The following is a 24,605-nucleotide window of genomic DNA, read 5'->3' on the forward strand; positions in this document are numbered from 1 at the left end:
GGCCCAGAGCGCGCCTGAGGGGCACTCGCGGCCACTCAGGGCCGCTCAGGGACTCGGGCGCACCACCCGGGCCGAGCCGCCACCCCTGCGCACCTCTTCCGCCGCCGCCAGCCACCGGCCGTCCGGCAGCCGCTGCACCCCGGTCGCCGCGCCGATCTCCGCGGTCCGCTGGAAGGCGTGGCCGAGCGCCTCAAGTTCGGCCCGCGATCGCGCGTCGTAGAGCCCGGGTTCGAGGCTGGTCGTCGGCGTGTTGCGCTGGCTGACGCGCGGCGCGGCGATCGCGTCCGGCAGCGAGAGCCCGCGGTCGATGACGCCGGTCAGGGTCTGCAACACGGTGGTGATGATGGTCGCCCCGCCCGGCGTACCGACAGCCAGCACCGGCACGCCGCCCTTGAGCACGATGGTCGGCGCCATCGAGGAGCGCGGCCGCTTGCCGGGACCCGGCAGGTTCGGGTCGGGCACATCGGGGCTCGCGGGCGCGAAGGAGAAGTCGGTCAGCTCGTTGTTCAGCAGGAAGCCGCGCCCGGGGACGGTGATGCCGCTGCCGCCCGTCTGCTCGATCGTGAGCGTGTAGGACACGACGTTGCCCCACTTGTCGGCGGTCGTGAGGTGGGTGGTGCTCTGGCCCTCGTACGGGGTCGGGGTGGCGGCGCCCGCGGTGGCGCACGGCGCCGGGTCGCGCGGGTCGCCGGGCGCCAGCGGGCTGGTCAGTGCCTGGTCGTCCCGGATGAGGCAGGCGCGTGAGTCCGCGTACTTCTGGGAGAGCAGTTCCCTGGTGGGTACGGACGCGAAGGCGGGATCGCCGACCCACCTCCCTCGGTCGGCGAACGCGATCCGGCTCGCTTCGATCAGCCGGTGCAGATATGCCGTCTCCGACGTCCCGCCTGGTGTCCCGTCTGACGTTCCGCTCCCGATGCGGGGGCTCTCCAGGATGTTCAGCGCCTCCCCCACCGTCGTACCGCCCGACGACGAAGGCGCCATCGAGTAGACGTCAAGTCCCCGGTACGCCACCTTCGTCGGTGCCTGCCGCAGGGTCCGGTACCGCGCCAGGTCCCGCTTCGCCAGTCCCCCGGGGCGTACCACCCGGTCCGCCGCCGGGTCGACGGGTGGCTTGTTCACAGTCCGTACGATGTCGGCGGCCAGCTTGCCCCGATAGAGGGCGCCGCCGCCCTTGCGTCCCAACTCCGCGTACGTACGCGCCAGATCGGGGTTCTTCAGGGTCGACCCGACCACGGGCAGCCGCCCGCCGGGCAGGAAAAGGTCGGCGCTGGCGGGGAAGTCCGCGAACCGCGCCTGGTTCGCCGCGGTCTGCGCGCGGAAGGTCTCGTCCACGACGAAGCCGCGCTTCGCCAGCCGCTCAGCGGGCTTCAGCAGGGTACGTAGCGGCTTGCTGCCCCAGGCGTCCAGGGCCGTGCCCCAGGTGGCGGCCGTACCAGGGGTGCCCACGCTCAGCCCGCTGGTGACCGCTTCACCGAACGGGATCGGCGCGCCGTTCTCCAGGAACAGTCCGGCGTCCGCGCTCAGCGGTGCGGTCTCCCGTCCGTCGACCGTGTGGACCTTGCGCGCTCTCGCGTCGTAGTAGACGAAGTAGCCGCCGCCTCCGATGCCCGCCGAGTACGGCTCGGTGACGCCGAGCGCGGCCGCCGTGGCCACGGCGGCGTCCACCGCGTTACCGCCCCCGCGGAGCACCTCGATGCCCACGGCCGACGCGTCCGCGTCCACGCTGGAAACGGCGCCGCCGTAGCCGACCGCGACCGGCGTCTTCTCCGGTGAGGTCGCTGGCGGAATCTCCGGTGGAGTCGCTGGTCGTGAAGCGGATGAAGGGGGCGCCGCCGCTCCAATCGACACCAAGGCCGCGATCGTGGCCATCACCGTGAGTTTCCGCGCAACTGGACGACGCATCCGTACCTCCGGTCAACAGGCGTCTGCGCAGCGTAACTTCGCCCGCCCACCGCGTCAGTACCCCCTCGAACACCCCGCGCGCGGCGGCTAGCATGCCCGCCCATGGATGAAGACCTGCGCAATATCGTCCTCGGCGTGCTGTCGACGGGGGTGGCCGCGTCACTGGGCTGGTTCGCTCGTACGTATCTGTGGAAGCGCAAGCTCCGCCGCAAGCAGACCTTCTTCGGGCTGCCCGACAACTCCGAGTCGCTGCTCGTGGTCAGCCGCGACGCGGGCGGCCCCGAGCAGGCGGTCGCGCGCAACGACGTCTTCTCGCTCCTGGAGCTCGCCGCGCTGATCAAGGACTGCGGGGCGCACGCCCAGGTCATCACGCACGACACGACGCAGCAGGGCTTCGGGGAACGCACCGAGTTCTGCGTGGGCGGGCCCGCGGTGAATCGGCGTATGGCCGCCCACCTCTACTCCCTGCTGCCGGGCATACGGATCAACACCGACCCCGAACCGGGCCCGGACCGCGCCGCCTTCCAAATCGGCAGCGAGCGCTACCGCATGGAGCCGGGCCGCACCGAATACGTGGTGCTGGCCCGGCTGACCGCGGGCCAGGGGCAGCGGGCCAGACCCGTCTTCCTCTTCTGTGGTCAGCGCTCCATCTGCAACCAGGCGGCGACCCGCTATCTCGCCCGGCACCACGCGCGGCTGGCCCGCAAGCACGGCGGCAACTCCTTCGTCCTGCTCCTGAAGGTCGTCAACTCCCAGGCGTACGGGCCTGATGTGGCCGAGTTGGTCGCGGATGTCACCCGCGCCGCGCAGGAACCGGCGCCCGCCTCGGTGTCGCGTACGTCGCACCGGGCGAGCAGCTGAAGCCGCCGCAACTAGGCTCCGGCTAGCCCGGCGCCACGTTCAGTGGCAGTGTCTTGATGCCGTTGATGAAGTTGGAGACCAGTCGGCGTGGCGGCCCCGCCGGTGCCAGTCCCGGCAGCAGGCGGAGTGTCTCGTCGTACAGCACCCGCAGTTGCAGTCGGGCGAAGTGCGCGCCCAGGCAGATATGGGGGCCGTCGCCGAAGGAGACGTGAGGGTTCGGTGTCCTGCCCAGGTCCAGGCGGTGGGGTTCGGTGAAGACGTGCTCGTCGTGGTTGGCCGACGCGTGCAGGACGACGACCTTGTCACCCGCCCTGATCCGCTGTCCGGCGAGCTCGGTGTCGCGGGCGGCGGTGCGGCGGAAGGTGAGCACCGGCGGGTGCCAGCGCAGGAGTTCGTCCACGGCGCTGTCCAGCGAGACCTGGCCGTCCCGCAGCCTGCGCTGCTCGCCGGGGTGTTCGGCCAGCGCGAGGAGGCCACCGGGCGCTGCGCCGCGTACGGTGTCATTGCCCGCGACGGTCAGCAGGAAGAAGAACATCTCCAGTTCCTCGGTGGTCAGCCGGGTGTCGCCGTCGGTGGCGTGGGCCAGCGCGGTCATCACGTCGTCGCTCGGGTGGCGTCGCTTGTAGTCCGCGAGCCTGCGGGCGTAGGCGAACATCTCGCCGAGCAGCTCCGGCGAGCGCGGGTTGACGGGCTCGCCATCCGGGGCGCGTACGACGGTGTCGGCCTCGTCCGGGTCCTGGTATCCGATCACCCGCTCGGTCCACCGCAGCAGCAGCGCGCGGTCGCTCCTCGGTACCCCCAGCAGGTCCGCGAGGTTGAGCAGCGCGTAGTCGTCGGTGACCGTGGCGACCAGGTCGACCACGGGTCCCTGTAAGCGGGCCGCGTCAAGCAGCTGCCGGGCCCGTGCGCGGGCCCGTGCCTCGAAGCGGTCGATCCGCCCCGGGGTGAAGGCGCGGCTGACCAGGCGGCGCAGCCTGCCGTGGTGCGGTAGGTCCTGGTTCAGCATCATGCGGCGGATGAACGGCAGGTCGGCGGGGGCCGGATCGCGGATCTGGGTGGCGCCCAGGTACGAGGAGTACGTAGCGGAGTCCTTGAGGACGGCTACGACGTCGTCGTGGCGGGCGACCGCCCAGAAGCCGGGGCCCGCGGGCCAGCCGAGTACGCCGTACTCGTCCTGCCAGGAGACCGGGTGCCGCTCGCGCAGCTCCCGGTAGGCCTGGTGCGGAATCCCGGCCGCGTAGATCCGCGGGTCGAAGATGTCCGGCACGTCACTCATGCGGTCGCGCCGCCCTCGCTACCGGACGCGTCGTCCGATACGTCGTCGGCGTCGGCGCGGAGGAAGTCCTCGACCGTACGGATCAGCTCAAGCGGCGTCTCGTCCATCGCGTAGTGTCCGGCGCCCGGGAGTTCCGCCAACTCGCCCCGGCCGAACCAGCGCATCCAGGTCTGCCGCATCACGTCCGCGCTGAGCGCCGGGTCGAGCACCCCGGTCACGGCGAGTGCCGGGACCCGGCAGCCTTCGAGTTCGGCGTGGAAGTCGTCGCCCGCCCAGGAGTCCAGCCAGCTACGGAAGGCCTTGGCGTCGCTGGCGTCGAGCGACTGGCGCACCATCCGGTCCAGCCAGGCGGCCGGGCGGTTGCCGCCCGTGGTGGTGTCCAGGATGGAGCGGCGGTACTCGGGACGGTCAGCCGCCGAGGTGAACACCTCCCACTGCTCGGGCGGCATCGGGAGCCCGGAGGCGGGGACGGGCGAGACGCCGACCAGGCGCCGTACCCGCTCGGGCACCGCCGCCACGACGCGCTGGGCGACAGCCCCGCCCATTGAGTGCCCGATGAGCGAGAAGCGGTCCCAGCCGAGGTGGTCGGCGAGTGCGAGCAGATCGGCGGCGCCCTCGGTGGTGGTGTGGGCGCCCGGCGCGTCCTTGGCCTCGCCGTAGCCGCGCAGGTCGACGACCGCGTACGTGAAGGACTCCAGGTCCAGGTCCGGCAGCACGGCGGCGTAGGCGCCGCGGTCGGCGAACCAGCCGTGTACGGCGATGACCCGGTGGGGTCCGTCGCCGAGCAGGGTGTGGGGCAGCAGGAAGGGCACCACGGTTTCTCCGTCCCGAGAGAGTGTGCGGGATCACCACGGTGGCCCCAACTCCCCCGCCGGACAAGGGCGCATAGCGCCTCGCGGGCGCCCTGTCACCCGCGCGTCACCGAATGCGAGAGATTTTCCGTATTTAATGCAACCTCAGGGCGCGTGGGTACCTCCTTCCGTGTGGACACAGAGTTCGCAACGGAGGTCTCGAGTTGAGCCGCATACGCCGCCACACCCCGCCCCGCCACCAGGGTCGTACCACCGCGCTCGCGGGTACCGCACTGCTGGCGCTCGCCCTCACCGCCTGCGGTGGCTCGGACGGCGGCTCCGATACCGACAAGGCCAGCGCCGAGCTGGCGGCGGCGCAGGACAAGGACGCGAAGATCTCGGTGAACCTCACGGGCAAGAACGCCCAGGCCGGTGAGCCGGTGAAGGTGAAGCTGGCCGAGGGCAAGCTGGCTGATGTCACGGTCGCGGACGCCGACGGCGGGAAGCTGTCGGGCCAGATATCCGCCGACGGCAAGTCCTGGATATCGGAGCGCGTGGCGTCTCCGGGCACCGCGTACACGGTGACGGCGAAGGACGACAAGAGCCGCACCGCGAAGGCGTCGTTCACCACCGAGAAGGCGGGCCAGGTCAACAAGCTGACGCTGGCTCCCGGCAAGGCCACCACGGTCGGTGTCGCCCAGCCGCTGTCGATCGTCTTCGACAACCCGGTGAAGAACAAGGCCGCCGTCGAGAAGCAGCTGAAGGTCACCACCTCGAACAACACCGAGGGCTCGTGGGGCTGGATCGAGGACTACTCCGGCAAGGACCGGGTCGACTGGCGGCCCAAGGAGTACTGGAAGTCCGGCACCGATGTGAAGCTCAGCGCGAGCCTGGACGGCGTGAACTCGGGCGACGGCGGAGGCTTCTTCGTCCGTGACTACGCGACCCACTTCACCATCGGCAAGGACCAGCGGGCGAAGGTCAACCTGGACACCAAGCAGCTGACGCTGCTGCGGGACGGCGAGGAAGTGAAGACGCTCCCGATGTCAGCGGGCACGCCCGGCGGAAAGAAGGCCTCCTGGGGCGGCACCACCGTCCTGATGTCCAAGGAGGGCACGATCAGGATGAACTCCGAGACAGTCGGCCTCGGTAACGCCTACGACAAGATGGTCGACTACTCGATGCGGTTGACCTGGTCCGGAATGTACGCGCACGCCGCGCCCTGGAACGCCGCCCACTTCGGCAACGCCAACCGCAGTTCGGGCTGTGTGGGCCTGAGCGACGCGGACGCGAAGTGGGTGTACGACCAGGTGCAGGTCGGCGACCCGTTCACGGTTGAGGGCAGCGGCCACAAGGGCGACCCGGCACCGGGCAACGGCTACGGCGCGTGGAACCTCAGCTACGACCAGTGGCAGGCGAAGAGCGCCCTGCGCTGAGGCGCAAGCGATTCCACTTTTCGTTACCCGCACGTAACTTACCGACGGGTTACCGCCAGTAAGGAATGAGGTTACCGTCGGGTCACTTTCACCACGTGAGTGAGGAGTGACCCGTGGCACACCCGCGCAAGGCTCTGCGTACGACCACCATCGGCACCGTCTCGGCAGCCCTGGCTGCCGGGACCGCCCTCAGCCTCGCCCCCACCGCGCTCGCCACCCCGGCCGCTCAACCCGCAGCTCAGCCCACCGGGGCGGTCGCCGCGGCGGACGTGCGCTTCGTCGACATCGCCGGTGACGGCGGCACGATCCTCAAGGCCAACGTCTTCACCCCATCCGGCACACGGGCGGGCGACAGACACCCGGTGATCGTCCTGCCGACCAGCTGGGCGATGCCGCAGATCGAATACATCGCCCAGGCCAAGAAGCTGGCCGACTCGGGCTATGTCGTGGTCAGTTACAACTCCCGCGGCTTCTGGCAGTCCGGTGGCGAGATCGAGGTCGCGGGCCCGCCCGACATCGCCGACGCCTCCAAGGTCATCGACTGGGCGCTGGCGAACACCCCGGCCGACCCGGACAAGGTCGGCATGGCCGGAGTGTCGTACGGCGCGGGCATCGGCCTGCTGGCCGCCGCACACGACAAACGCGTCAAGGCCGTGGTCGCGATGAGCGGCTGGGCCGACCTCGTCGACTCGATCTACAGCGGCCGCACCCAGCACCTCCAGGCCGCCGGGCTGCTCACCGGCGCCGGTTACCTCACCGGCCGCCCGAGCGCCGAACTCCAGCGGATCATGAAGGACTTCCTCGGCTCCAACCTGGACAAGGAACAGGACATGATCGACTGGGGCGCCAAGCGCTCCCCGGCGACGTATGTCGACTCGATCAACCGCAACGGCACCGCGGTCATGCTGGGCAACGCCTGGGGCGACACCATCTTCCCGCCCAACCAGTACGCGTCGTTCTACGAGAAGCTCAAGGGCCCCAAGCGCCTGGAGTTCCGCCCCGGCGACCACGCCACCGCCGAGGCGACCGGGCTGCTGGGCCTCCCCAATGACGTGTGGACCAACTCCCAGCGCTGGTTCGACCACTACCTCAAGGGCGAGAGCAACGGCATCAACCGCGAGCAGCCGGTACAGCTCAAGTCACGGTCCAAGAGCGGCTACGAGGGCTACCCGGACTGGAAGTCGGTCGGCGCCGACACCAGGAAGATCGAGCTCGGCTCCACGCGGAAGGTCTGGGCGAACGTCGACTCGGGCGCCAACGGCGGCGTGACGATCCTGTCCAACGCCCTGGACCAGTTCCTGAAGCTGCCCCCGATGGCGTACATCCCGCTGCTGCCGCGCAGCTTCGCGGCCGTCTGGCACTCCGAGCGCTACCCCACCACCCAGCGGGTACGCGGGACGGCGAAGCTGCACACCACGGTCACCAGCACGAAAGCGAGCGGCACCCTCGTCGCATATCTGTACGACGTGGGCCCGCTCGGCCTCGGCAAGCTGGTCAGCAACGCGCCGTACACCTTCCACGGCCAGACACCCGGACAACCGTTCGGCGTGGACCTGGAATTGTTCTCCACGGCCTACGACGTCCCGGCAGGGCACCGGCTGGCGCTGGTGATCGACACGGTCGACCCGCTCTATATCGAGCACAACCCGACCGGCGCGCAGCTGACCTTCTCCTCTCCGGCGGCCGACCCGTCGTACGTGTCGGTACCGCTGCGCGGGAAGTGAACCCCCCGCGCCAGGAGTGATCACCGGCTGCTGCCGGGTCGGGCCTGGCCCTTGAGCTACTGCTCCCGGCAGCAGCGTCCCTGGTTCCGCCGGTCCGCGCAAACTACCTATCTCATATGGGACTTAACGTGCGACACGCATAAAGGGGGAATAAACCGTATTTGCGCTTTTCGGGTGAGCCTCGACTTCGGCCTCGGTCTTGGCTTTGGTGTCGGTCTTGGCTTTGGTGTCGGTCTTCAACCCTCGGATGCTTCCGCGTAGACCTGGGAGAGCTCGGGGGCGCCGCTCACCGCCCAGTCGAGACCGGCTTCCACGACGTGGATCTCCCGTCCCGAGGCGAGCCGGACCACCGGGTGGCCGCCGGGCCAGACGTGCCAGGCGGCTCCCGGTACGGTGCGCACCACGACCGTACCCAGATAGAGCCCGGCGTCGTTACCCAGCCAGGGCAGCTGCTCCGGGTCGTCGCGCCAGCGCGGCGGTAGCTGGTCCAGGGCCTCCAAGGAGGCGGGGCTGTCGTCGAGTTCCAGGCCCGCGTCCGCGGCGTGGGAGCGCAGCAGCTCGCACTCGGAGAGCAGCTCGGCGACTGCCTCGGGCTCCTCCGCGAACGCCTCCGCGAGGCCCGCGTCCCGCTCCGCGGCCGGTCGCTTGCGCCACTTGTCCAGGAACGGGATATGCATGATCGACCTCGCAGGGTGCCGCTGCTGTCGGAATCGTCGTCGGGCGGTTACGGCCCTGGCCGCCTACTGACCATGGAACCACGTCAGTGCCGTTTCGTAGCAGATAACCCAGAGTTATCCCTTTGGTCGTTGCCTCGATGCCGTCTTCGCCCTAGCTTCATGACGCGCCTGTTGTCACAGGGATTGCTGGTTGCTGCGGTCGCCGGGAGGAGCCGAGCGTGCGACGAGGTATCTGGGGCGGGATCGTCGTTCTCGCGTTACTGGTGGCGGGCGCCCCGCCCGCCCTCGCCGAGACCGTGGTGGAAGAGCGGGCGCAGCGGGAACGGCGGGCGCTGCCCCTCGCGCGGCTGTTCGACAACCGTGCGGTGAGCGACGACGCCGAGCCGGGCGCGGCCGACTTCGACGGCTCGGGCGCGTCCCTGTCCGCGCGGGATCTGGTCGCCGCGGGCTGGTTGCCCGGCCGTTCGCTGTCCATCGACGCGGCCCGGCTGCGACTGCCGGACTGGGAACCGGGCAAGCCCGACAACATGCTTGCTGACGGTCAGCTGGTGCGGGTCCGCGGCCGAGGCACCGCGCTGTCCTTCCTGGTCGCCGGGACCGGTGGCACGGCCCGTGGTAGGGGGCGGGTCCGCTACGCCGACGGGTCGGTCAGCGCCTTCCGGCTCACGGCGCCCGACTGGCGCTCGGGCCCCCGCGCCGCCCAGGCCGTGACCCTGCCGCACATCAACACCCGAGGCGGCAAGCGCGCCGAGCGGGCGCGCCTGTACGTGGTGTCGGTGCCGCTCGCCGCCGACCGCCAGGTCACCTCGGTCCAGCTGCCCAGGGCCTCGGGCGGGGCCGATCTGCATGTGTTCGCCGTCTCCGTACGGGCGGCGGCGACGGGGTGGACCGGGACCTGGTCGGCGTCCAGTTCCGGCTACGCCGCGGTCGGGCCGTGGACCGACCGCACGCTGCGGCTGGTGGTACGGACGTCGGTCGGCGGCCCGCGGGTGCGGGTCCGCCTGGACAACACCTTCGCCGGGTTGCCGGTACGGATCGGCAGCGCGTCCGTCGCGGTGCGGGCGGCCGGGGCGGGCGCGCGGCAGCGGCCGGTGCCGCTGTCCTTCGATGGCCGCCGGGGCACCGAGATCCCGGCCGGGGCGCAGGCGTTCAGCGATCCGCTGGGTTTCGACGTGCCCGCGGACAGCGATCTGCTGGTGAGCTTCCATCTGCCGGACACCGTGGCGGCGGCCCCCGTGCATCACCGCGCGGCGCAGCGCTCGTACCTCAGCGAGCCCGGTGACCACACGGCGGACGGCGCCCCGGACGCGTACACCTCGACGCTCTCCACCTGGCCGTTTCTGACCGGGGTCGAGGTGGGCGGCGGGCCGGGGTCGGTGGTGACGCTGGGCGATTCGATCACCGACGGGGTGGGCTCGACGCCGGACACCAACCGACGCTGGCCGAACGTGCTGGCGCGGCGTCTGCTCGCCCAGGACGAGGTGCCGCACTATGGCGTCCTCAACCACGGGATCTCCGCCAACCGGGTGGTCAGCGACGTGTACCCGGGCGACGGCGTCTCCAGGTCCACCGGCGGGGTCAGTGCCCTGCACAGGCTGGAGCGCGATGTGCTGGCCCAGCCGTCCGTGCGTACCGTCGTGGTCTTCGAAGGGATCAACGACCTGCGCTGGGGCGCCACCGCGGATCAGGTGACCGCCGGGCTGCGGGAGATCGCGGTCCGGGCGCGGGAGCGGGGGCTGCGGGTGGTGGGGGCGACGCTGGTGCCCTGCGAGGGCGAGGCGCGGTGCACGGCGGCGGTCGACGCGGAGCGCGCGGCGGTGAACGCGTACCTGCGCGGCCCCGCCGTGTCCGGCGCCGTATTCGATGCCGTGCTCGACTTCGACGCGGTGCTGCGTGACCCGACGCGGCCCGCGCGCCTGCTGCCCGCGTATGACAGCGGCGACCATCTGCACCCCGGTGACGCGGGCCTGGCGGCACTGGCGGACGCGGTGGACCCTCGGGTCCTGCGGGCGGGCTGAGACGGCGTGCCGCTGAGGCCGTCCGGTCGGCTCACACGTCCAGGTCCAGGTCGACCACCACCGGTGCGTGGTCCGACGCGCCCTTGCCCTTGCGCGCCTCGCGGTCCACGTACGCGTCCCGCACGGACTTGGTGAAGGGGGTGTTGCCGTAGACCAGGTCGATGCGCATGCCGCGGTTCTTGGGGAAGCCGAGGTTGCGGTAGTCCCAGAAGGTGAACGGCACGTCGTACTTGAGGGCGCGCGGCATCACCTCGGACAGGCCCGCTTCCTCAAGCGCCACCAGAGCGGCGCGCTCGGCGGGGGTGACATGGGTGGAGTCGGCGAACAGGCTGATGTCCCACACATCGGTGTCCGTAGGCGCCACGTTGAAGTCCCCGAGCACCGCGAACGGCTGGGCACCCGCCGCGTCATCGGCGACGGCCGCCCGCAGGGCCTTGAACCACTCCAGCTTGTAGGCGTAATGGGCGTGCGCCGGTTCCCGGCCATTGGGTACGTAGACCGACCAGACCCTGACGCCGCCGCAGGTGGCCGAGATGGCGCGAGGCTCCACCGCGCCCTCGTACTCAGGGCCCTCGGGCAGGCCGCTGACCACGTCTTCCAGACCGACGCGGGAGACCAGCGCCACGCCGTTCCACCGCCCGGTGGCGTTGACCGCCGATTCATAGCCGAGCTCGCGCAGCTCGTCGGCCGGGAACTGCTCGGCGGTGCACTTGGTCTCCTGGATGCACAGCACGTCCGTGCCGGTGTTCTCCAGCCAGGCCAGCAGGCGGGGCAGTCGGGCGGTGATCGAGTTCACGTTCCAGGTGGCGATGCGCATGTCTCACAACCTACCGGGCGGGTCTGACAACGGGCAGCCGACCAGGACACAGCGCCTGCATAGGCCCGTACAGGCCTACACACGAGTGGAGTCATCGGCCGCCAGCCGGATGTGGTCCGCGCCGCCGAGGTTGCCGATGTGGGTGTCGTAGATGGGGCGGGCGAGGTCGGTCAGGAGTGCGTCGTGGATGTCGATGGCACGCTGCGGCTTGACCTCGCGTACGTACTCGATGACCTCGGCGACCTTGTTCCAGGGCGCCATCACGGGGACCAGCAGTGTGTCGATCGGGTGGTCGGGCACGGTGAGCGCGTCGCCGGGGTGGAAGACGGACCCGTCGACCAGGAAGCCGATGTTCGTGATCCGGGGCAGGTCCGGGTGGATCACCGCGTGCAGCTCGCCATGCACCTGGACGTCGAACCCGGCGGCGCTGAAGGTGTCACCGTGCCCCACCGTGTGCACCCGGCCCGGGAACGCCGCCGAGAGCTGCCGCGCGACGGACTCGAGGGTCCAGATCTCGGCGGCCGGATTCGCCTCGAGACCGGCCCGCAAACGGTCCTCGGCGAAATGGTCCGGGTGCTCGTGGGTGACCAGGATCGCGTCAGCACCGACCGCGGCATCCTCCTCACTGAAGACACCGGGGTCGATGACGAGCGTCCGCCCGTCCTTCTCCAGACGGACACAGGCATGAGACTTCTTCGTCAGCTCCATACCCCTACCCCTACCCCATCCCCTACCCGCGCCCCTGGCACCGCGCAGGGCGGCGCGGGTCTGAGCCGCCAGGTCATCGAGGTGGCCGCCCGCAACCAGCGCGGTGAGGGTGACACAGCTGCGGGTGCGCCGGTCGAGCCCCGGCCTGGCCCAGGCCTCGCCCCACGCGTAGCGCGTGAGCAGCTCGTCGAAGTCCTCCGACACGGCGTCCGCGCCCGCCAGTACTCCCTCGGGCGTCGCCCAGTACCTCGCGACGGGCATGCGTGACCAGGTCAGAATTCATGGATGCGTCGGAGTCGTGGATTCGTCGGAGTTCGTGGACAAGAAGGCACTAATCCCCGTTATGGCTGGGTGGATGTACGCAGACGACGGGAATGGTCAGACAGGCCCTAGCGGACCGCCCAGCCTCGGTCGCGCAGAGCGTCGGTGAGGGGGCGCACCGCGTCCGGGGCGACCAGGAGCTCGACCGATCCGAACGGCGACGCCGCCACATCCGCGAGCAGCATGTCCTCCAGGTCCACCCGCGCCTCGCTCACATCGTCGAGCAGCCGCTCCAGCCGTCGGTTCTGGTCACCGAGGGAGACCGAGAGCGAGATGGGCGGGCCCGTCCTTCCGCCACCGAGGGTGGTCGCGATGCGGGCCCGGCCCTCGCTGCCGCGCCGCAGTATGTCGGTCAGGTCCGCGAGGGCCGCGTCCTGCTGCCCCGGCCCCCCGTCGGTCAGCCGGTCCAGCGCCTCGGCCGTTCTTCGCAGGTCCGCGGTGAGCTCCGCGAGCAGCACGCTGACGGCGGCGGCGTTGGCGGCGAGGATGTCGGTCCACAGCCTGGCGTCGCCGGCCGCGATCCGTGTGACGTCCCGCATGCCGCGGCCGGCCAGCCGCACCACGTAGTCCTCCCCGTCCAGGAGCCGGGCCGCGGTAAGGCTCGCCATCAGGTGGGGCAGATGGGAGATGAGCGCCATCGCCCGGTCGTGGTCCGGCGGGTCGAGCAGGACCGGAACGGCGCCGCACAGCGAGACCAGCTCCAGAGCGCGGTTGAGGGCGGTCTCCCTGGTCTCCGGGGTCGGGGTGAGCACCCAGTGGCGGTAGTGGAAGAGATCGGCGCGGGCCGACAGCGGGCCGGAGCGTTCCCGTCCGGCCAGCGGATGGCCGCCCACCAGGGCGGTGGTGTCGCATCCGAGGGCCAGGCATTCGGCGTGCGGCAGCGCTTTGACGCTCGCCACGTCCGTGTAGACCTTGGCCAGTTCGGCCTTCTGGTGGTCCGCGATGGTCCTGGCGACATCCGACGGCGGGACGCAGACGACCGCGATGTCCACGGGTGCCGACGGTGGCTCGGGCGTCCCCGCGCCACGCGCGACGGCGATCCGCACACTGCGGGGGTCGCGGTCGATCAAGTGGGTGGTCACTCCCCGGCCGGTCAGTGCCAGGGCGATCGATGTGCCGATGAGTCCAGTGCCGACGACTGCAGCGGTATGCAAGGGTTCGCTCCTCGACCGTGGTGAGATGGACAGCGCAACCGTCCCGGCCCATGCGTGAGGTGGACGGGCCCGGACGGAGCGGGGAACGGGCTACCGGTCGGCCGCGCTCCGCGCCGCCGGCTCCGCTGGTGCCGCCGGCTCCGCAGGGAACCGGTTGCCGGTCAGGCGCCTGATCAGCGCCGGGTTGATCAGCATCACGGCGTTGCCGGCCAGGATCAGGAAGACGCCCGCCAGGTCCCGCGCCGTCCAGTGGAATTCTTCGAACACCGTGGACAGCAGCAGCGCCACGATCGGGAAGAGCACCATCGCGTAGGCCGCGCGCTCGCCGCCGATCCGGCCGAGCAGCGTGAGATAGGCGCCGAATCCGATCACCGAGCCGAAAACGGCCAGGTAGACGAGCGAGCCGGTATACAGGAACGTGGGGTCGAACATGGCGCCGTCGCCGAGGGACGCGGCGAACGGGGCCATCAGCAACGCCCCGTACCCCATGGCGTACCCGGTGCCCTGGATCACCGGAATGCCCGCGGCCTGGGTCTTGCCGGAGACGACGTTGCCCAGGCAGAACACCAGCGTGCCGAGGGCGGAGAGGAGGATGCCCTGCCCCGATCCGGAGGAGAGGCCGAAGTTCTGGAACTCCGGCCAGAACACCGTGGCGATTCCCAGCAGCCCGATCCCTCCGCCGATCAGCATCTTCGCGGTGATCGCACGCCGGAAGAAGAAGCGGGCGAAGGCCATGTTCACCACCAGCGACATCGCGAAGATGATCGAGACGAGGCCGGTGGTCAGATGCTGTTCGGCGAAGTAGAAGCAGACGAAGTTGGTGGAGAACATCAGCCCGCCCATGAGGACGAACTGCCCGTGCACCCGCAGCGGGTAGCGCAGCGGCAGCCCGCGCAGCCGCGCCCACGCCAGCAGGATCACGGCCGCCAGGGCGAACCGGTACGCGACCGACGCCGTGGGGTGCACATCCCCGAGCTGACCCTTGATGGCCAGCCAGGTGGAGCCCCAGATCAGCACCGTCACCACGTAGAGGACGGCGTTCACCGGCAGCTCCTTTCCAGCAGAGCCACCAACCGCTGGGCCCCTTCGGTGACTTGGGAGGTAGTCAGATAGCTCAGGGACAGCCGCATCTGGCAGCGGCCGCCGCTGTCCGGATCCGGATAGAAGTAGCTCATGGGCGTCCAGATCACTCCGTGCTCGCGGGCGGACTCTTCGAGCAGCGCGTTGTCCGCCGGAACGGGGAGGGTCAGGGTGAGGAAGAATCCGCCCTCGGGCGCGTTCCAGTGGATCCCCGCCGCCTCGCGCCGTTCCGGGGGCAGCAGCCGGTCGAGACAGTCGAGCAGGACCGTCAGGTTCTCCTGGTAGAAGTCGGCGGCGGGCTTGTTCGCCTCCCGCAGGCGGAAGTCGTGGCTGAGGAGCATGCCTCCGATGACCGCCTGGCTCAGGGCCGGCGTGTTGACTGTCACCATGCCCTTGATCTTGGACAGTTCGTCCGCCAGGAGTGTGCGGCTGCCGTCCGGCGCCTGGACATGCTGGTCGGCGACGACGTAGCCGACCCGGGCGCCGGGGAAGCAGGTCTTGGCGAAGGACCCGAGGTAGATCACTCGCCGTCGGCTGTCCAGCGCCTTGAGCGTGGGCAGGCCGGTGCCGGTGCGCGTGAAGAAACCGTACGGATTGTCCTCCAGGAGGAGCAGGTCCTCCTCCTCGGCCAGTTCGAGCAGACGGTGGCGCGCGGGGAGGGGCAGGCAGGTGCCGGTCGGGTTGGAGAAGTCCGGCACCAGGTAGAGCGCACGCGGCCGCTTGCCCGCCGCGCGCAGGTCGGCGACCGTCCGCCGCAGCACCTCCGGGTCGATGCCGTGCTCGCCCTCCGGCACATGCACGGTCGCGATGTCCAGCAGCCGGGCCGATCCGGTGATCCCGACATAGCAGGGAGAGGAGACCAGCAGGACGTCCGAGGGGTTGCGGAACAGCGCGCGGAGGGTGATGAGCATGCCCTCCTGGCAGCCCACGGTGACGACGAGGGACTCGGGGTCTGCCTCGATGCCCTCGTCGTTGCGCAGGGCGCGGGCCACCAGTTCATGGATCTGGCCGTTGGTCCGCCCGTACTGGAAGAGCAGGGTGCGGACCTCGTCGGGGGTGCGGCCCAGTTCCTCGGAGAGATGCCGCTTGTAGGCGTCGAGGTAGAAGCCGATCCGCTCGACCTCGAACAGCCCCTCATACGGGCGACCGGGGCCGAAGGAGATCGCTTCCGGGTAGCGGGAGGTGACTTCGTTGAGGAAGTTCATCACCTCCATGAGCGGGTCGCCGAGCGAGTCGTGCAGTTCACCGGACGACAGCACGGTGGTGGGGGAACCGTGGCTCACCGGGGGGCCTCCCACAGGACGGGGCAGAAGTCCGCGTCGGTGTAGTCGGGGTTGCCGTGCTCGTCCGCGCGGACGAGGACGTCGTTGTTGTAGATGACGTTGTCGCCGGAGGACAGCTCGTAGGGCCGCCACTGGTTGGTCCGGTCCTGGAGGTGCAGGGATATGGCGCGGCGGGGCCGGTCGCTGACGTTGTATCCGCTGCCGTGGTAGGTGCGGCAGTGGTGGAAGCTGATGTGCCCCTTGGGGATGTTCACCGGGACCTTGCGGACCTCCACGTTGTTGAAGGCGGCGTTCTCCGCGAGCATCTCCTCCAGCTCGGACCGGTCGCGGTCGGCGAAGTGGCGGCTGGTGGAGTCGTCGCCGCCGGTCTCCTTCCAGCGGTGGCTGCCGTCGATCATCGTGATCGTCCCCATCTCCTCGTCGCAGTCGTGGAAGGGGATGAAGGCGGTGAGCATCTCGTCGGAGGAGCAGGTCTGCCAGTAGTGGCGGTCGAAGTGCCAGGGCACGATGTTGCGGGCGTCGTCCGCGCGTGGCGGCTTGTGGATGAGGGTGCTGTTCCAGAGCCGTATCTGGCTGGTCTCCGCGATACGGGCCGCGACCGCCGCTATGAGCGGCTTGGACAGGATGCTGCGGATGGTGTCGTCCTCGTAGAAGATGTAGTCGTTGTGCCGGTGCACATCGCCCTGCGAGGGCTCCCAGTACGCCAGGCGCGGCGGCCGCGTCGGCAGGGTGCGGTCCCGGTGGCCGGCGTGGAAGCGGTCGGCCGCGGAGTTGAGCAGGTCGACCTCCTCGTCGGTCAGCAGCTTCTTCGACAGATACCAGCCGTGCTCCTGGTAGGACCGCACCTCTTCGTCGGACGGCAGGAGGTCTCGCTCGGCAGCGGTCAGCGCGAAGCGTGCGTCGTTCGTCGTCATGCCATTTCCTTGTCGTGCGAAGTGGGGTGGTAGGGGAAGTCGGCCGAACGGTGGAGGAGTTCCCGGGTGATCGTGTCGAGGCCGGGTCGGCCGCTCAGCGCCATCGCCTCTTCCAGCTCCGCGCGGAGCGTGGCAAGGACCCGTTCGACGCCGTCGGCGCCGTCGACGGCGAGACCCCAGAGGACGGGGCGGCCGACGAGCACCGCGCGGGCGCCCAGCGCCAGTGCCTTCAGGACGTCCGTACCGCGGCGGATGCCACCGTCGACGAGGACCTCGCACCGGTCCGGCACGGCCTCGACGACTTCGGGAAGCGCGTCCAGCGCCGGTATGGCGCCGTCGAGTTGGCGGCCGCCGTGGGTGGACACGATCAGCCCCTCGATCCCGAACTCGGCCGCCCGCCGGGCGTCCTGCGCGGTGAGTACGCCCTTGAGTACCAGAGGCAGGCTGGTCAGCGAGCGCAACCAGGCCAGGTCCTCCCAGGTGAACGCGGCGTCATGGTGCCGCTCAGCGTGATCGGCCAGGGTCGAGCTGCCGGAACGGCCGTGGTGCAGTCCGGCCCGCTGGCCCTCGTCGAGATGGGCCGGCCGGACGTACGACGGCAGGCTGAAGCCGTTGCGCAGATCGCGCTCCCGGCGGGCCATCCGCGGGGTGTCGACGGTGATCACCAGAGCCTGGTAGCCGGCGGCCTCGGCCCGACGTACCAGGGACTCGGTGACCTTCCGCTCGCGGAACACATAAACCTGGAGCCACAGCGGGCCGGTCGCGGCGCGGGCGGTCTCCTCCAGCGTCTTGCTGGCGAAAGTGCTGGTGATGGTGAGCGCGCCCACCGCACCGGCCGCACGGACGGTCGCGGTCTCGCCGTCCGCGTGGACCAGCCGGTGGAAGGCCATGGGCGCGATACCGGCAGGGAACGACACGTGCCTGCCGAGCAGTGTGGTGCTCAGCTCGCAGTGCGACACGTCGACGAAGGCCCGAGGACGCAGCCGGTAGCGGTCGTACGCCACGCGGTCCTCGCGCAGGGTGACCTCGTCGCCGCTGCCGCCGGCGATGTAGTCCCATACGGACCGTTCCAGCTTGGCCTGGGCCGCCGCCGCGTACTCCCGCGGGGACAGCGGCACCTCCGGCTCCAGGCAGTCGGCCCGGTCGACCCTCGCGGTCATGCGCCGGCCCTCACCACGGCACCGGCCGGTACAGCGGCGTTCGGGCCTTCGGCGCGCTCGCGCTCCACGGCCTCGTAGAGGGCCTTGATGTTGCCGCTGCCGAAGGTACGTGCCTCAAGTCGCTGGATCAGCTCGAAGAACACCGTCCGGCGGGCGTAGGGAGAGCGGGTGAACACCTGCACCAGCTGGCCCCACTCATCCCGGTCGGCCAGCAGCCCCAGGTCCTGCAGCACCGCTGTGTCGATGTCGACCTCGATGCCCCGCTCGGCCAGTGCGGCGTAGTAGCCGGCCGGGGTCGACAGCAACTCCACTCCGGATGCACGCAGTTCACGGGCCGCCCGGACGATGTCGTCGGTGCCGTACGCGACATGCTGCACGCCGGGGCCGTCGAAGCCGTCGAGGAAGTCGTTGAGCTGCCCACGGTCGCCGACGGGGTCCGGTTCCACCATGGTGAACGTGACGCCCCTGGTCTCGTCCTGTACGACCTTCGAGGCCATCGCCTGACCGCCGACGACTATGTACTCGTCGTAGGTGTGCCGCAGACCCAACGCCCGCTGGTAGAAGTCGACCATGGTCTCCAGCGAACCGGCGCGCAGGCACAGGGCGAGGTGGTCGACCGAGCGCAGCAGTTCGGGCCCGGATGAGGCAACGCCGTCAACGGGCCGGTATCTCGTGGGCAGGAAGGGACCTGACGGACCATCACGCTGTACGAGGGTGTGGACCAGGTCGTTGGTCTGGGCGATGGTGGCGCGCGTGACCCGGCCGGCGGCGTCCTCGAAGGTTTCCGGTTCCGCGACGGCCTCGGCGCCGGCGGCCAGCGCCCGTTCGAAGTCGCCGACCGCATCGTCCGACCGGAGGGCCACATCGCGCACCCCGTCGCCGTGCCTGCGCACAAATCGCGAGGCCGCGTGGTCGGCGTGCAGGGCGGAGGTCAGCACCAGGCGGACGCCGCCGTGCGCCAGCACCAGGGAGCGGGCGCCTGCCAGCCCGGTGAGCGGCCCTGCCTCGGCCACCACCCGGAACCCGTAGGTACCGCAGTAGTAGTGCGACGCCTGGTTGACATCCCCCACGAAGAACTCGACATGGTCGATGGAATGGACAGCCACAGTGATCCAATCACTCGTTCAGAGAATGTGGGAAGTTTGCGGAAATTTCAGGAAGCTAAGGGCACGTGGCGGTCGAAGTGGCACCCGGGTCCTGGTGACCGATGCTGCGCGACCCAGATGCGACGCCCGGCCCTTTATGGCCCGCATCGGGACGATGGCCCGCATACGGGCCTCGGCCGCGTCGGCCGCGGCGCGTCCGGCCGTACAGAAGTCGGCGCCGGAACGCGCCGCGTCGTGGAAGGCGCGGTGGGCGCGGTAGGCGCGGTAGGCGGAGGTGCCCCCGACCACGGACACCAGGGTCTTACCCGTCGTCACGAGGATCTCTTTGACCAAGCCCAACAGGGCTGTGCCACCAGGGAGGCTGACGGAGGGGATGCACACCGGTCGCCCGGCGACGGTACGGGACTTGGGTAAGTTGACGGGTTTCTTCGCAGTCATACGCATGGCAGGCGCTCCCTCGCTCCCCCGTGATCGCAGCCTTGAGCGTGAGTCGGACCACTCGCGCGCCCCGAACGTCGTTCGGCATTACCGAATGACCATGGGAAGCAAAACCCACCGACCCTGGCCCCGTCAAGGACTTGCCACACAGTGGTTCGGCGAGCGGCCAATCTTGGTGGAATGGCCTTCATTACATGGCAAGTTGATGAACCCTCACTGACGTCGAGAGGCCCCGAAGGGGGTCAGCCGTCAGCGCGCAGACTCGCGTTTACGCGGTGCGCCGAGATCCCGTGACAGGCTGCGGGCGACTCCACGGAACGCGATGGCGCACTCGTGACGTGCGCTGTCGACGGACAGCCGTTCGACGGAGCCCACCAGGCCGAGGCCGCCCACGACCTCGGCGATGCGATCGAACACGGAGGCCGCGGCACCGCCGCCGCCCAGGGTCAACTCCCGGTCATCCAGCGCATGTCCGATCCCCCGCGCAATCTCCAGCCGCGTCGCGACGCATGAGGGAGGGGCCAGGCCGTCGACCCGTCGGCGATGGTCACCGTCGTGTCTGCGTACGGATTTCAGCGACACAACCCTTGACGTCGCGCTAACCCGGGGCAAAACTACCGTTCACCGGTCGACATTGTCGAACACCTACTGGCAATACGCGATCGAGCGTGCCAATGCCAAGGGCCGGCAACGCCCTCACCTGAGGGAGCGGGCCACCGGAGGGACCCGGGTGTTCCCTGGCACCACCCACCGCCACGGTGCCGCGTCCGGCCCGGCCGATCGAAATCCGATGGGTCCTCAGAGCCGGTTCCCGTATGTCCCGCTGCCTGCGCGCCTGTCGTACTCCCCCTTCATGAGGACCTGATGACACAACACATACCGGAGGCGGTGTTCTGGTGCCTCGCCATGGTCACGCTCGCTGGAGTGTCGCTGCTGGTACGCCAGTACCGGATCACCACCGCCCTGCGCCGTCGACTGACGATCCACGAAGCCGGCTTGCTCGCCCGGGAGGAGGAGGTCCGGCACCTCTCCGAGGTTCGGCTTCCCGCGCTGGTCGAGGCGGCCCACGGCAGCGCACCCGTGCCGGGGCCTCTCGATACGGATCTCGCCGGCACGACGTACGGAAGGAACCTGCAGCAGGTCGTAGAGCAGTTCACCGGAGCCGCCGAGGCCACACGGTCCCGGGCGGACAGGTCGGCGAAGGCGACACTGAAGGCGGCGATGCACGCCCTGCAGGCGTCGGCGAACGAGCAGCAGCTGTCGATCTCCGACATGCAGGACCGGCACGACAACCCCGATGTGCTCCGGGACCTCCTGGAGATCGACCACGCCAATGCGCAGTTCGGCCGGAGGGCGCAAGCCATCGCCGTGCTCTGCGGCTCGTGGCCCGGACGGCAGCGGGCCGCGTCACCGCTGCTCGACGTCGTCCGCGGTGCGACATCGAGGATTCGGGACTACCGGCGCGTCACGGTGCACTCGCACGTCGACATGGACGTCGTGAGCCGAGCCGTCGAGCCGGTCGTCCTCGCGGTCGCCGAGCTGCTGGACAACGCAGCGCGGCACTCCCGGCCCGACGCCACCGTCGAAGTCGGCATCCAACCCGCCCACCACGGAGTCAGCATCGTCGTCGACGACGCCGGCATCGGCATGGACGCACGCGAAACCGAGGAGGCCGGTCGTCGTCTGTCCGGCCTGGTGGACGTCGACATCAACAAGCTCGGCGACCCGCCGCAGTTCGGCTTCGCCGTCATCGGCGCGCTCGCCGCCCGGTACGGATTCAGCGTCTCGGTCGACACGCAGTCCCCGTACAGCGGTGTGCGGGCCGTGCTCTTTCTCCCCAACACGCTCCTCAACCGGGTGCGTTTCATGGGCCCGCCCATCCCCACACTGCGGGCCGAGACTCCGCCCGACCCGGAGCCGGTCTCCCCCGGCGCGTCCGAAGCGGAGGCAACGCCGTCGTCCACCGCGGGTGGTCTGCCCAAGCGCCGCCGATGCACGCGGCAGTACCAGGAAGCCGACGGCGGCCCCGAGGCCCCGGCCTCCGATCCCGCGCTGGTCCGCCCCGCCGCCGAGACCGCCTCCCGTATGGGCGCGTTCGCCCGCGGCACCCGCTCCGGCCGCGACTCCTCCCCCGACACCGAAGGAGCCCCCCAGGAATGAGCGGCCAGATGACCAACGAACTCGGATGGATGCTCGACGAGGTCCTGAAGGTCCCGGAAGCCCGCCACGCGATCCTGCTCTCCGCGGACGGCATGCTCCGCGCCCACTCCCAGGGCATCCAGCGCGACGAGGCCGAGCGGCAGGCCGCGGCCTTGTCCGGACTGCAGTCCATCAGTCGCAGTACCGCCGAGTTCTGCGGGCGGGAGGCCTCTCCGTGGCAGCAGACCCTGGTCGAGTTCGCCGACGGGTACGTCTTCCTGGTGGCCGCCGGCGCGGGCGCGTATCTGGCTGTCTCGGCCGGCCAGGACGTCGACATGGAAGCCGTCACCTACAGCATGCACAAGTTGGTCGACCGGCTGGGCAAGGAGCTGACCAGCTTGCCCCGGCAGCATTCCGTACCCGGCAGGCCGGACGACTCCGGTACGGCATGACCCCGCCGCGCCCCTGGCAGGACACCGGACTCGTACGGCCGTACGTCGTCACGGAGGGCCGCGCCCATCCGACGCGCAACACCCTGGACCTCGTAGCGCTGGTCACGGCAGTGCACGACCGTCCCCTGAACGGGCTGAGCCCGGAGAAGCGGCGTGTGATCCAACTGTGCCGGCCAGGGGCGCTGTCGGCCGCCGAAGTGGCCGGACATCTCGCTCTGCCGATAAGCGTCACCAAGGTCCTGCTCAGCGACCTCGTCGACAGCGGCCATGTCCACGTCCGGCCCCCCGTCCCCAAGGCACAACTGCCCGACGCCCGACTCCTGCAGGAGGTGCTGGATGGTCTCCGCTCCCGCTTCTGACCCGGTCGACCCGGTGTACGTCCCGGACACGGTCACGACCGCGCTCAAGATCCTCGTCGTCGGCCACTTCGCCGTCGGCAAGACCACGTTCGTCGGCACCCTCTCCGAGATCCGGCCGCTGCGCACCGAAGAGACCATGACGCAGGCCGGCGAACTCGTCGACGACCTCGCGGGCGTCCCCGACAAGACCACGACGACCGTGGCCATGGACTTCGGCCGCCTCACGCTCAACGAGTCCCTGGTGCTGTATCTCTTCGGCGCCCCCGGGCAGAAGCGCTTCACCCAGCTGTGGAAGGACATGGTGAACGGCGCGCTCGGCGCACTGGTGCTGACGGACACCCGAAGGCTCGACCAGTCCTTCGACGTCATGGGCCTGCTGGAAGAGCACGGCATGCCGTACGCGGTCGCCGTCAACCAGTTCGACGGCGCGCCGGTGTTCCCCGAGGCGGAGATCCGCGAGGCTCTCGACCTTCTCCCGGAAACCCCCCTGGTCACCTGCGACGCGCGGGAAGCCACGTCCGGTGCCGGAGCGCTGATCTCCCTCATCGAGTACCTCCAGACCCGCACCCCTCAGGAGCAAGGATGACGACACCCCGGCCCGCACACGACCCAGCCCCTGCTCTCGGCTGCCCGGCACACGCCGGCGCACGTACGGTGGAGCGGCTGTACGGCCCGGAGTTCGCCGCCGACCCCATGGCGTCGTACGCCCGACTGCGCGCCCACGGCTCCGTCGCGCCCGTGGAGATAGCGCCCGGCGTGCGCGCTTCTCTGGTCATCGGCTACGACACCGCTCTGGAGGTACTGCGCAGTCCGGAGCGCTTCTCCAAGGACCCGCGCCGATGGCGGGCTCTCGCCGACGGGACGGTGCCGGCGGACAGCCCGGTCGTGCCGATGATGACGTACCGGCCGAACGCCCTGTGGACCGACGGTGACCAGCACAGCCGACTGCGCGGCGCCATCACCGACAGCCTGGGCCGTGTGGACCCCGACGCGCTCAGGCGCCACGTGGAGCACAGCGCCGACACCCTCATCGACCGGATCGGCCCCAAGGGGCGGGCGGATCTTCTCCACGAGTACGGTGCCGTCCTGCCCCTGCTGGTCTTCAACCAGCTCTTCGGCTGCCCGCCCGCCACCGGGGACAAGCTGGTCGAGGGCATGTCCGGGATCTTCGACGCCGACTCCGGCTCCGAGAAGGCGAACGCGGTGTTGGCCGAGGGCCTCGCCGAGCTGGTGGCGCTCAAGCGGGCGGAGCCGGGGCGGGACGTGACGTCCTGGCTGATGGCCCACCCCGCCGGGCTGACCGATGAGGAGATGACGCACCAGCTGGTGGTGCTCATGGGCGCGGGCACCGAGCCCCAGCAGAGCCTGATCTGCAACGGGTTGCGGCTGCTGCTGTCCGACGACCGGTTCGCCGGTGATCTCGCACGCGGCACCACGCCCGTCGAGGACGCCATCGACGAGGTGCTGTGGACCGACCCGCCGCTGGCGAACTACGCCGTCCACTATCCGATCCACGACCAGGAGCTCGACGGAACCCTCGTGTGCCAGGGCGAGCCCATCCTCATCAGCCTGGCCGCCGCGAACACCGACCCCGGCCTCCGCGGCGAACGCCGGGCCGGAAACCGCGCGCACCTCGCGTGGAGCGCGGGCCCGCACACCTGTCCGGCGAAGGGCCCCGCCCGGGTGATCGCCGCGGTCGCCCTGGAGAAGCTCCTCGACCGGCTACCCAACATCGAACTGGAAATCCCGGTCGAGAAGCTGGAATGGCGGCAGGGCCCCTTCCACCGGGCTCTGGCCGGCCTGCCCGTCCGCTTCCCGCCGATCAGCCGACGGGTCTGAACGGTCGCCGGTGTGTAGCGAAAAGGCATTCCTGAGGAGTGAAGGGCAGCTGAGAGGCGATATCTCCTGGGCCCTCAAAGTTCGTTCCCATCGCGAGGGAACGCTGATCGCTCCTTCGCATCAGGTCGGTATCGGTTCTCGCGGGGAAGA

At 70.1% G+C, this 24,605-nt stretch carries 23 protein-coding genes and 1 pseudogene; 9 read left to right on the forward strand and 15 right to left on the reverse strand.

From position 1 onward, the window contains the following. Positions 1-45: 45 nt before the first annotated feature. On the reverse strand, positions 46-1,902 hold the full coding sequence (gene ggt, locus GCN81_RS05165) for a gamma-glutamyltransferase (RefSeq protein ID WP_156722234.1): 1,857 nt from the start codon (positions 1,900-1,902) through the stop codon (positions 46-48). 102 nt (positions 1,903-2,004) lie between these two features. On the opposite strand from ggt, the gene GCN81_RS05170 reads away from it, so the two are divergent. Beyond that, positions 2,005-2,763, forward strand: coding sequence for a hypothetical protein (locus GCN81_RS05170; RefSeq protein WP_197287480.1), 759 nt, complete (start codon positions 2,005-2,007; stop codon positions 2,761-2,763). A gap of 22 nt (positions 2,764-2,785) precedes the next feature. Here the strand turns inward: GCN81_RS05170 and GCN81_RS05175 are convergent, their stop codons facing one another. Continuing rightward, the gene (locus GCN81_RS05175) at positions 2,786-4,039 is read right to left on the reverse strand and encodes a cytochrome P450 (RefSeq protein WP_197287481.1); all 1,254 of its coding nucleotides are present in this window, start codon (positions 4,037-4,039) and stop codon (positions 2,786-2,788) included. Then, positions 4,036-4,854, reverse strand: coding sequence for an alpha/beta fold hydrolase (locus GCN81_RS05180; protein ID WP_156722235.1), 819 nt, complete (start codon positions 4,852-4,854; stop codon positions 4,036-4,038). The genes GCN81_RS05175 and GCN81_RS05180 overlap by 4 nt, the downstream gene beginning before the upstream one ends. Positions 4,855-5,054: 200 nt before the next feature. Between GCN81_RS05180 and GCN81_RS05185 the strand changes: the two genes are divergently transcribed. Together GCN81_RS05185 and GCN81_RS05190 are read left to right on the forward strand one after the other, a co-directional pair. Continuing rightward, positions 5,055-6,266 carry a L,D-transpeptidase gene (locus GCN81_RS05185; RefSeq protein ID WP_156722236.1) on the forward strand — a complete coding sequence of 404 codons (1,212 nt, stop codon included), beginning with the start codon at positions 5,055-5,057 and terminating at the stop codon, positions 6,264-6,266. 113 nt (positions 6,267-6,379) lie between these two features. Further along, positions 6,380-7,990: a CocE/NonD family hydrolase gene (locus tag GCN81_RS05190; RefSeq protein WP_156722237.1), complete on the forward strand. Its 1,611-nt coding sequence runs from the start codon at positions 6,380-6,382 to the stop codon at positions 7,988-7,990. 236 nt (positions 7,991-8,226) lie between these two features. Here GCN81_RS05190 and GCN81_RS05195 read toward each other — a convergent pair whose 3' ends face one another. Beyond that, complete coding sequence (locus tag GCN81_RS05195) at positions 8,227-8,667, reverse strand: DUF6278 family protein (protein WP_156722238.1); 441 nt, start codon at positions 8,665-8,667, stop codon at positions 8,227-8,229. A gap of 218 nt (positions 8,668-8,885) precedes the next feature. Between GCN81_RS05195 and GCN81_RS05200 the strand changes: the two genes are divergently transcribed. Further along, the gene (locus tag GCN81_RS05200) at positions 8,886-10,685 is read left to right on the forward strand and encodes an SGNH/GDSL hydrolase family protein (RefSeq protein ID WP_156722239.1); all 1,800 of its coding nucleotides are present in this window, start codon (positions 8,886-8,888) and stop codon (positions 10,683-10,685) included. Positions 10,686-10,716: 31 nt separating this feature from the next. Here the strand turns inward: GCN81_RS05200 and GCN81_RS05205 are convergent, their stop codons facing one another. From GCN81_RS05205 to GCN81_RS05250, 11 genes and pseudogenes are all read right to left on the reverse strand, one after another. After that, positions 10,717-11,502 (reverse strand): exodeoxyribonuclease III, encoded by a 786-nt coding sequence (locus tag GCN81_RS05205; protein WP_156722240.1) that lies wholly within the window; start codon positions 11,500-11,502, stop codon positions 10,717-10,719. 75 nt (positions 11,503-11,577) lie between these two features. Further along, a complete protein-coding gene (locus GCN81_RS05210; RefSeq protein WP_231626391.1) occupies positions 11,578-12,210 on the reverse strand; it encodes an MBL fold metallo-hydrolase in 633 nt (210 codons plus the stop codon). Positions 12,211-12,264: 54 nt separating this feature from the next. After that, a pseudogene (locus tag GCN81_RS32200) lies at positions 12,265-12,471 on the reverse strand (carboxymuconolactone decarboxylase family protein); the annotation flags it as partial. 128 nt (positions 12,472-12,599) lie between these two features. After that, positions 12,600-13,685 carry a prephenate dehydrogenase gene (locus GCN81_RS05215; protein WP_156722242.1) on the reverse strand — a complete coding sequence of 362 codons (1,086 nt, stop codon included), beginning with the start codon at positions 13,683-13,685 and terminating at the stop codon, positions 12,600-12,602. A gap of 90 nt (positions 13,686-13,775) precedes the next feature. Continuing rightward, positions 13,776-14,729 carry a DMT family transporter gene (locus tag GCN81_RS05220; RefSeq protein ID WP_156722243.1) on the reverse strand — a complete coding sequence of 318 codons (954 nt, stop codon included), beginning with the start codon at positions 14,727-14,729 and terminating at the stop codon, positions 13,776-13,778. Next, positions 14,726-16,048: an aminotransferase-like domain-containing protein gene (locus tag GCN81_RS05225; RefSeq protein ID WP_325065092.1), complete on the reverse strand. Its 1,323-nt coding sequence runs from the start codon at positions 16,046-16,048 to the stop codon at positions 14,726-14,728. The genes GCN81_RS05220 and GCN81_RS05225 overlap by 4 nt, the downstream gene beginning before the upstream one ends. Then, complete coding sequence (locus tag GCN81_RS05230; protein WP_156722244.1) at positions 16,045-16,962, reverse strand: phytanoyl-CoA dioxygenase family protein; 918 nt, start codon at positions 16,960-16,962, stop codon at positions 16,045-16,047. The genes GCN81_RS05225 and GCN81_RS05230 overlap by 4 nt, the downstream gene beginning before the upstream one ends. Further along, complete coding sequence (locus GCN81_RS05235) at positions 16,959-18,122, reverse strand: alpha-hydroxy acid oxidase (protein WP_156722245.1); 1,164 nt, start codon at positions 18,120-18,122, stop codon at positions 16,959-16,961. The genes GCN81_RS05230 and GCN81_RS05235 overlap by 4 nt, the downstream gene beginning before the upstream one ends. Then, positions 18,119-19,228: a 4-hydroxyphenylpyruvate dioxygenase gene (gene hppD, locus GCN81_RS05240; protein ID WP_156722246.1), complete on the reverse strand. Its 1,110-nt coding sequence runs from the start codon at positions 19,226-19,228 to the stop codon at positions 18,119-18,121. Before hppD ends, GCN81_RS05235 begins: the two co-directional genes overlap by 4 nt. Positions 19,229-19,246: 18 nt before the next feature. Beyond that, entirely contained in the window at positions 19,247-19,543 is a 297-nt protein-coding gene (locus GCN81_RS31730; RefSeq protein ID WP_197287482.1) for a hypothetical protein, read from the reverse strand. Between the two features lie 372 nt (positions 19,544-19,915). After that, complete coding sequence (locus GCN81_RS05250) at positions 19,916-20,248, reverse strand: IclR family transcriptional regulator C-terminal domain-containing protein (RefSeq protein WP_231626377.1); 333 nt, start codon at positions 20,246-20,248, stop codon at positions 19,916-19,918. 282 nt (positions 20,249-20,530) lie between these two features. Between GCN81_RS05250 and GCN81_RS05255 the strand changes: the two genes are divergently transcribed. Genes GCN81_RS05255 through GCN81_RS05275 form a run of 5 tightly spaced genes read left to right on the forward strand, consistent with a single transcriptional unit; the run spans position 20,531 to position 24,455 of the window. Further along, complete coding sequence (locus tag GCN81_RS05255) at positions 20,531-21,826, forward strand: ATP-binding protein (protein WP_156722248.1); 1,296 nt, start codon at positions 20,531-20,533, stop codon at positions 21,824-21,826. Next, positions 21,823-22,257 carry a roadblock/LC7 domain-containing protein gene (locus GCN81_RS05260; protein ID WP_156722249.1) on the forward strand — a complete coding sequence of 145 codons (435 nt, stop codon included), beginning with the start codon at positions 21,823-21,825 and terminating at the stop codon, positions 22,255-22,257. The genes GCN81_RS05255 and GCN81_RS05260 overlap by 4 nt, the downstream gene beginning before the upstream one ends. After that, positions 22,254-22,616: a DUF742 domain-containing protein gene (locus tag GCN81_RS05265; RefSeq protein WP_156722250.1), complete on the forward strand. Its 363-nt coding sequence runs from the start codon at positions 22,254-22,256 to the stop codon at positions 22,614-22,616. The genes GCN81_RS05260 and GCN81_RS05265 overlap by 4 nt, the downstream gene beginning before the upstream one ends. Further along, positions 22,594-23,202, forward strand: coding sequence for a GTP-binding protein (locus GCN81_RS05270; protein ID WP_156722251.1), 609 nt, complete (start codon positions 22,594-22,596; stop codon positions 23,200-23,202). The genes GCN81_RS05265 and GCN81_RS05270 overlap by 23 nt, the downstream gene beginning before the upstream one ends. After that, a complete protein-coding gene (locus GCN81_RS05275; RefSeq protein WP_231626378.1) occupies positions 23,199-24,455 on the forward strand; it encodes a cytochrome P450 in 1,257 nt (418 codons plus the stop codon). The genes GCN81_RS05270 and GCN81_RS05275 overlap by 4 nt, the downstream gene beginning before the upstream one ends. Positions 24,456-24,605 lie beyond the last annotated feature (150 nt).

Source organism: Streptomyces apocyni (assembly GCF_009739465.1).
In the GTDB taxonomy this organism is placed as follows: Bacteria; Actinomycetota; Actinomycetes; order Streptomycetales; family Streptomycetaceae; genus Streptomyces; species Streptomyces apocyni.

Coding starts and splice junctions, on each gene's coding strand:
- ggt (WP_156722234.1), bottom strand. CDS start 1,902: ATGCGTCGTCCAGTTGCGCGGAAACTCACGGTGATGGCCACGATCGCG.
- GCN81_RS05170 (WP_197287480.1), top strand. CDS start 2,005: ATGGATGAAGACCTGCGCAATATCGTCCTCGGCGTGCTGTCGACGGGG.
- GCN81_RS05175 (WP_197287481.1), bottom strand. CDS start 4,039: ATGAGTGACGTGCCGGACATCTTCGACCCGCGGATCTACGCGGCCGGG.
- GCN81_RS05195 (WP_156722238.1), bottom strand. CDS start 8,667: ATGCATATCCCGTTCCTGGACAAGTGGCGCAAGCGACCGGCCGCGGAG.
- GCN81_RS05205 (WP_156722240.1), bottom strand. CDS start 11,502: ATGCGCATCGCCACCTGGAACGTGAACTCGATCACCGCCCGACTGCCC.
- GCN81_RS05210 (WP_231626391.1), bottom strand. CDS start 12,210: ATGGAGCTGACGAAGAAGTCTCATGCCTGTGTCCGTCTGGAGAAGGAC.
- GCN81_RS05230 (WP_156722244.1), bottom strand. CDS start 16,962: ATGACGACGAACGACGCACGCTTCGCGCTGACCGCTGCCGAGCGAGAC.
- GCN81_RS05235 (WP_156722245.1), bottom strand. CDS start 18,122: ATGACCGCGAGGGTCGACCGGGCCGACTGCCTGGAGCCGGAGGTGCCG.
- GCN81_RS05255 (WP_156722248.1), top strand. CDS start 20,531: ATGACACAACACATACCGGAGGCGGTGTTCTGGTGCCTCGCCATGGTC.
- GCN81_RS05260 (WP_156722249.1), top strand. CDS start 21,823: ATGAGCGGCCAGATGACCAACGAACTCGGATGGATGCTCGACGAGGTC.
- GCN81_RS05265 (WP_156722250.1), top strand. CDS start 22,254: ATGACCCCGCCGCGCCCCTGGCAGGACACCGGACTCGTACGGCCGTAC.
- GCN81_RS05270 (WP_156722251.1), top strand. CDS start 22,594: ATGGTCTCCGCTCCCGCTTCTGACCCGGTCGACCCGGTGTACGTCCCG.
- GCN81_RS05275 (WP_231626378.1), top strand. CDS start 23,199: ATGACGACACCCCGGCCCGCACACGACCCAGCCCCTGCTCTCGGCTGC.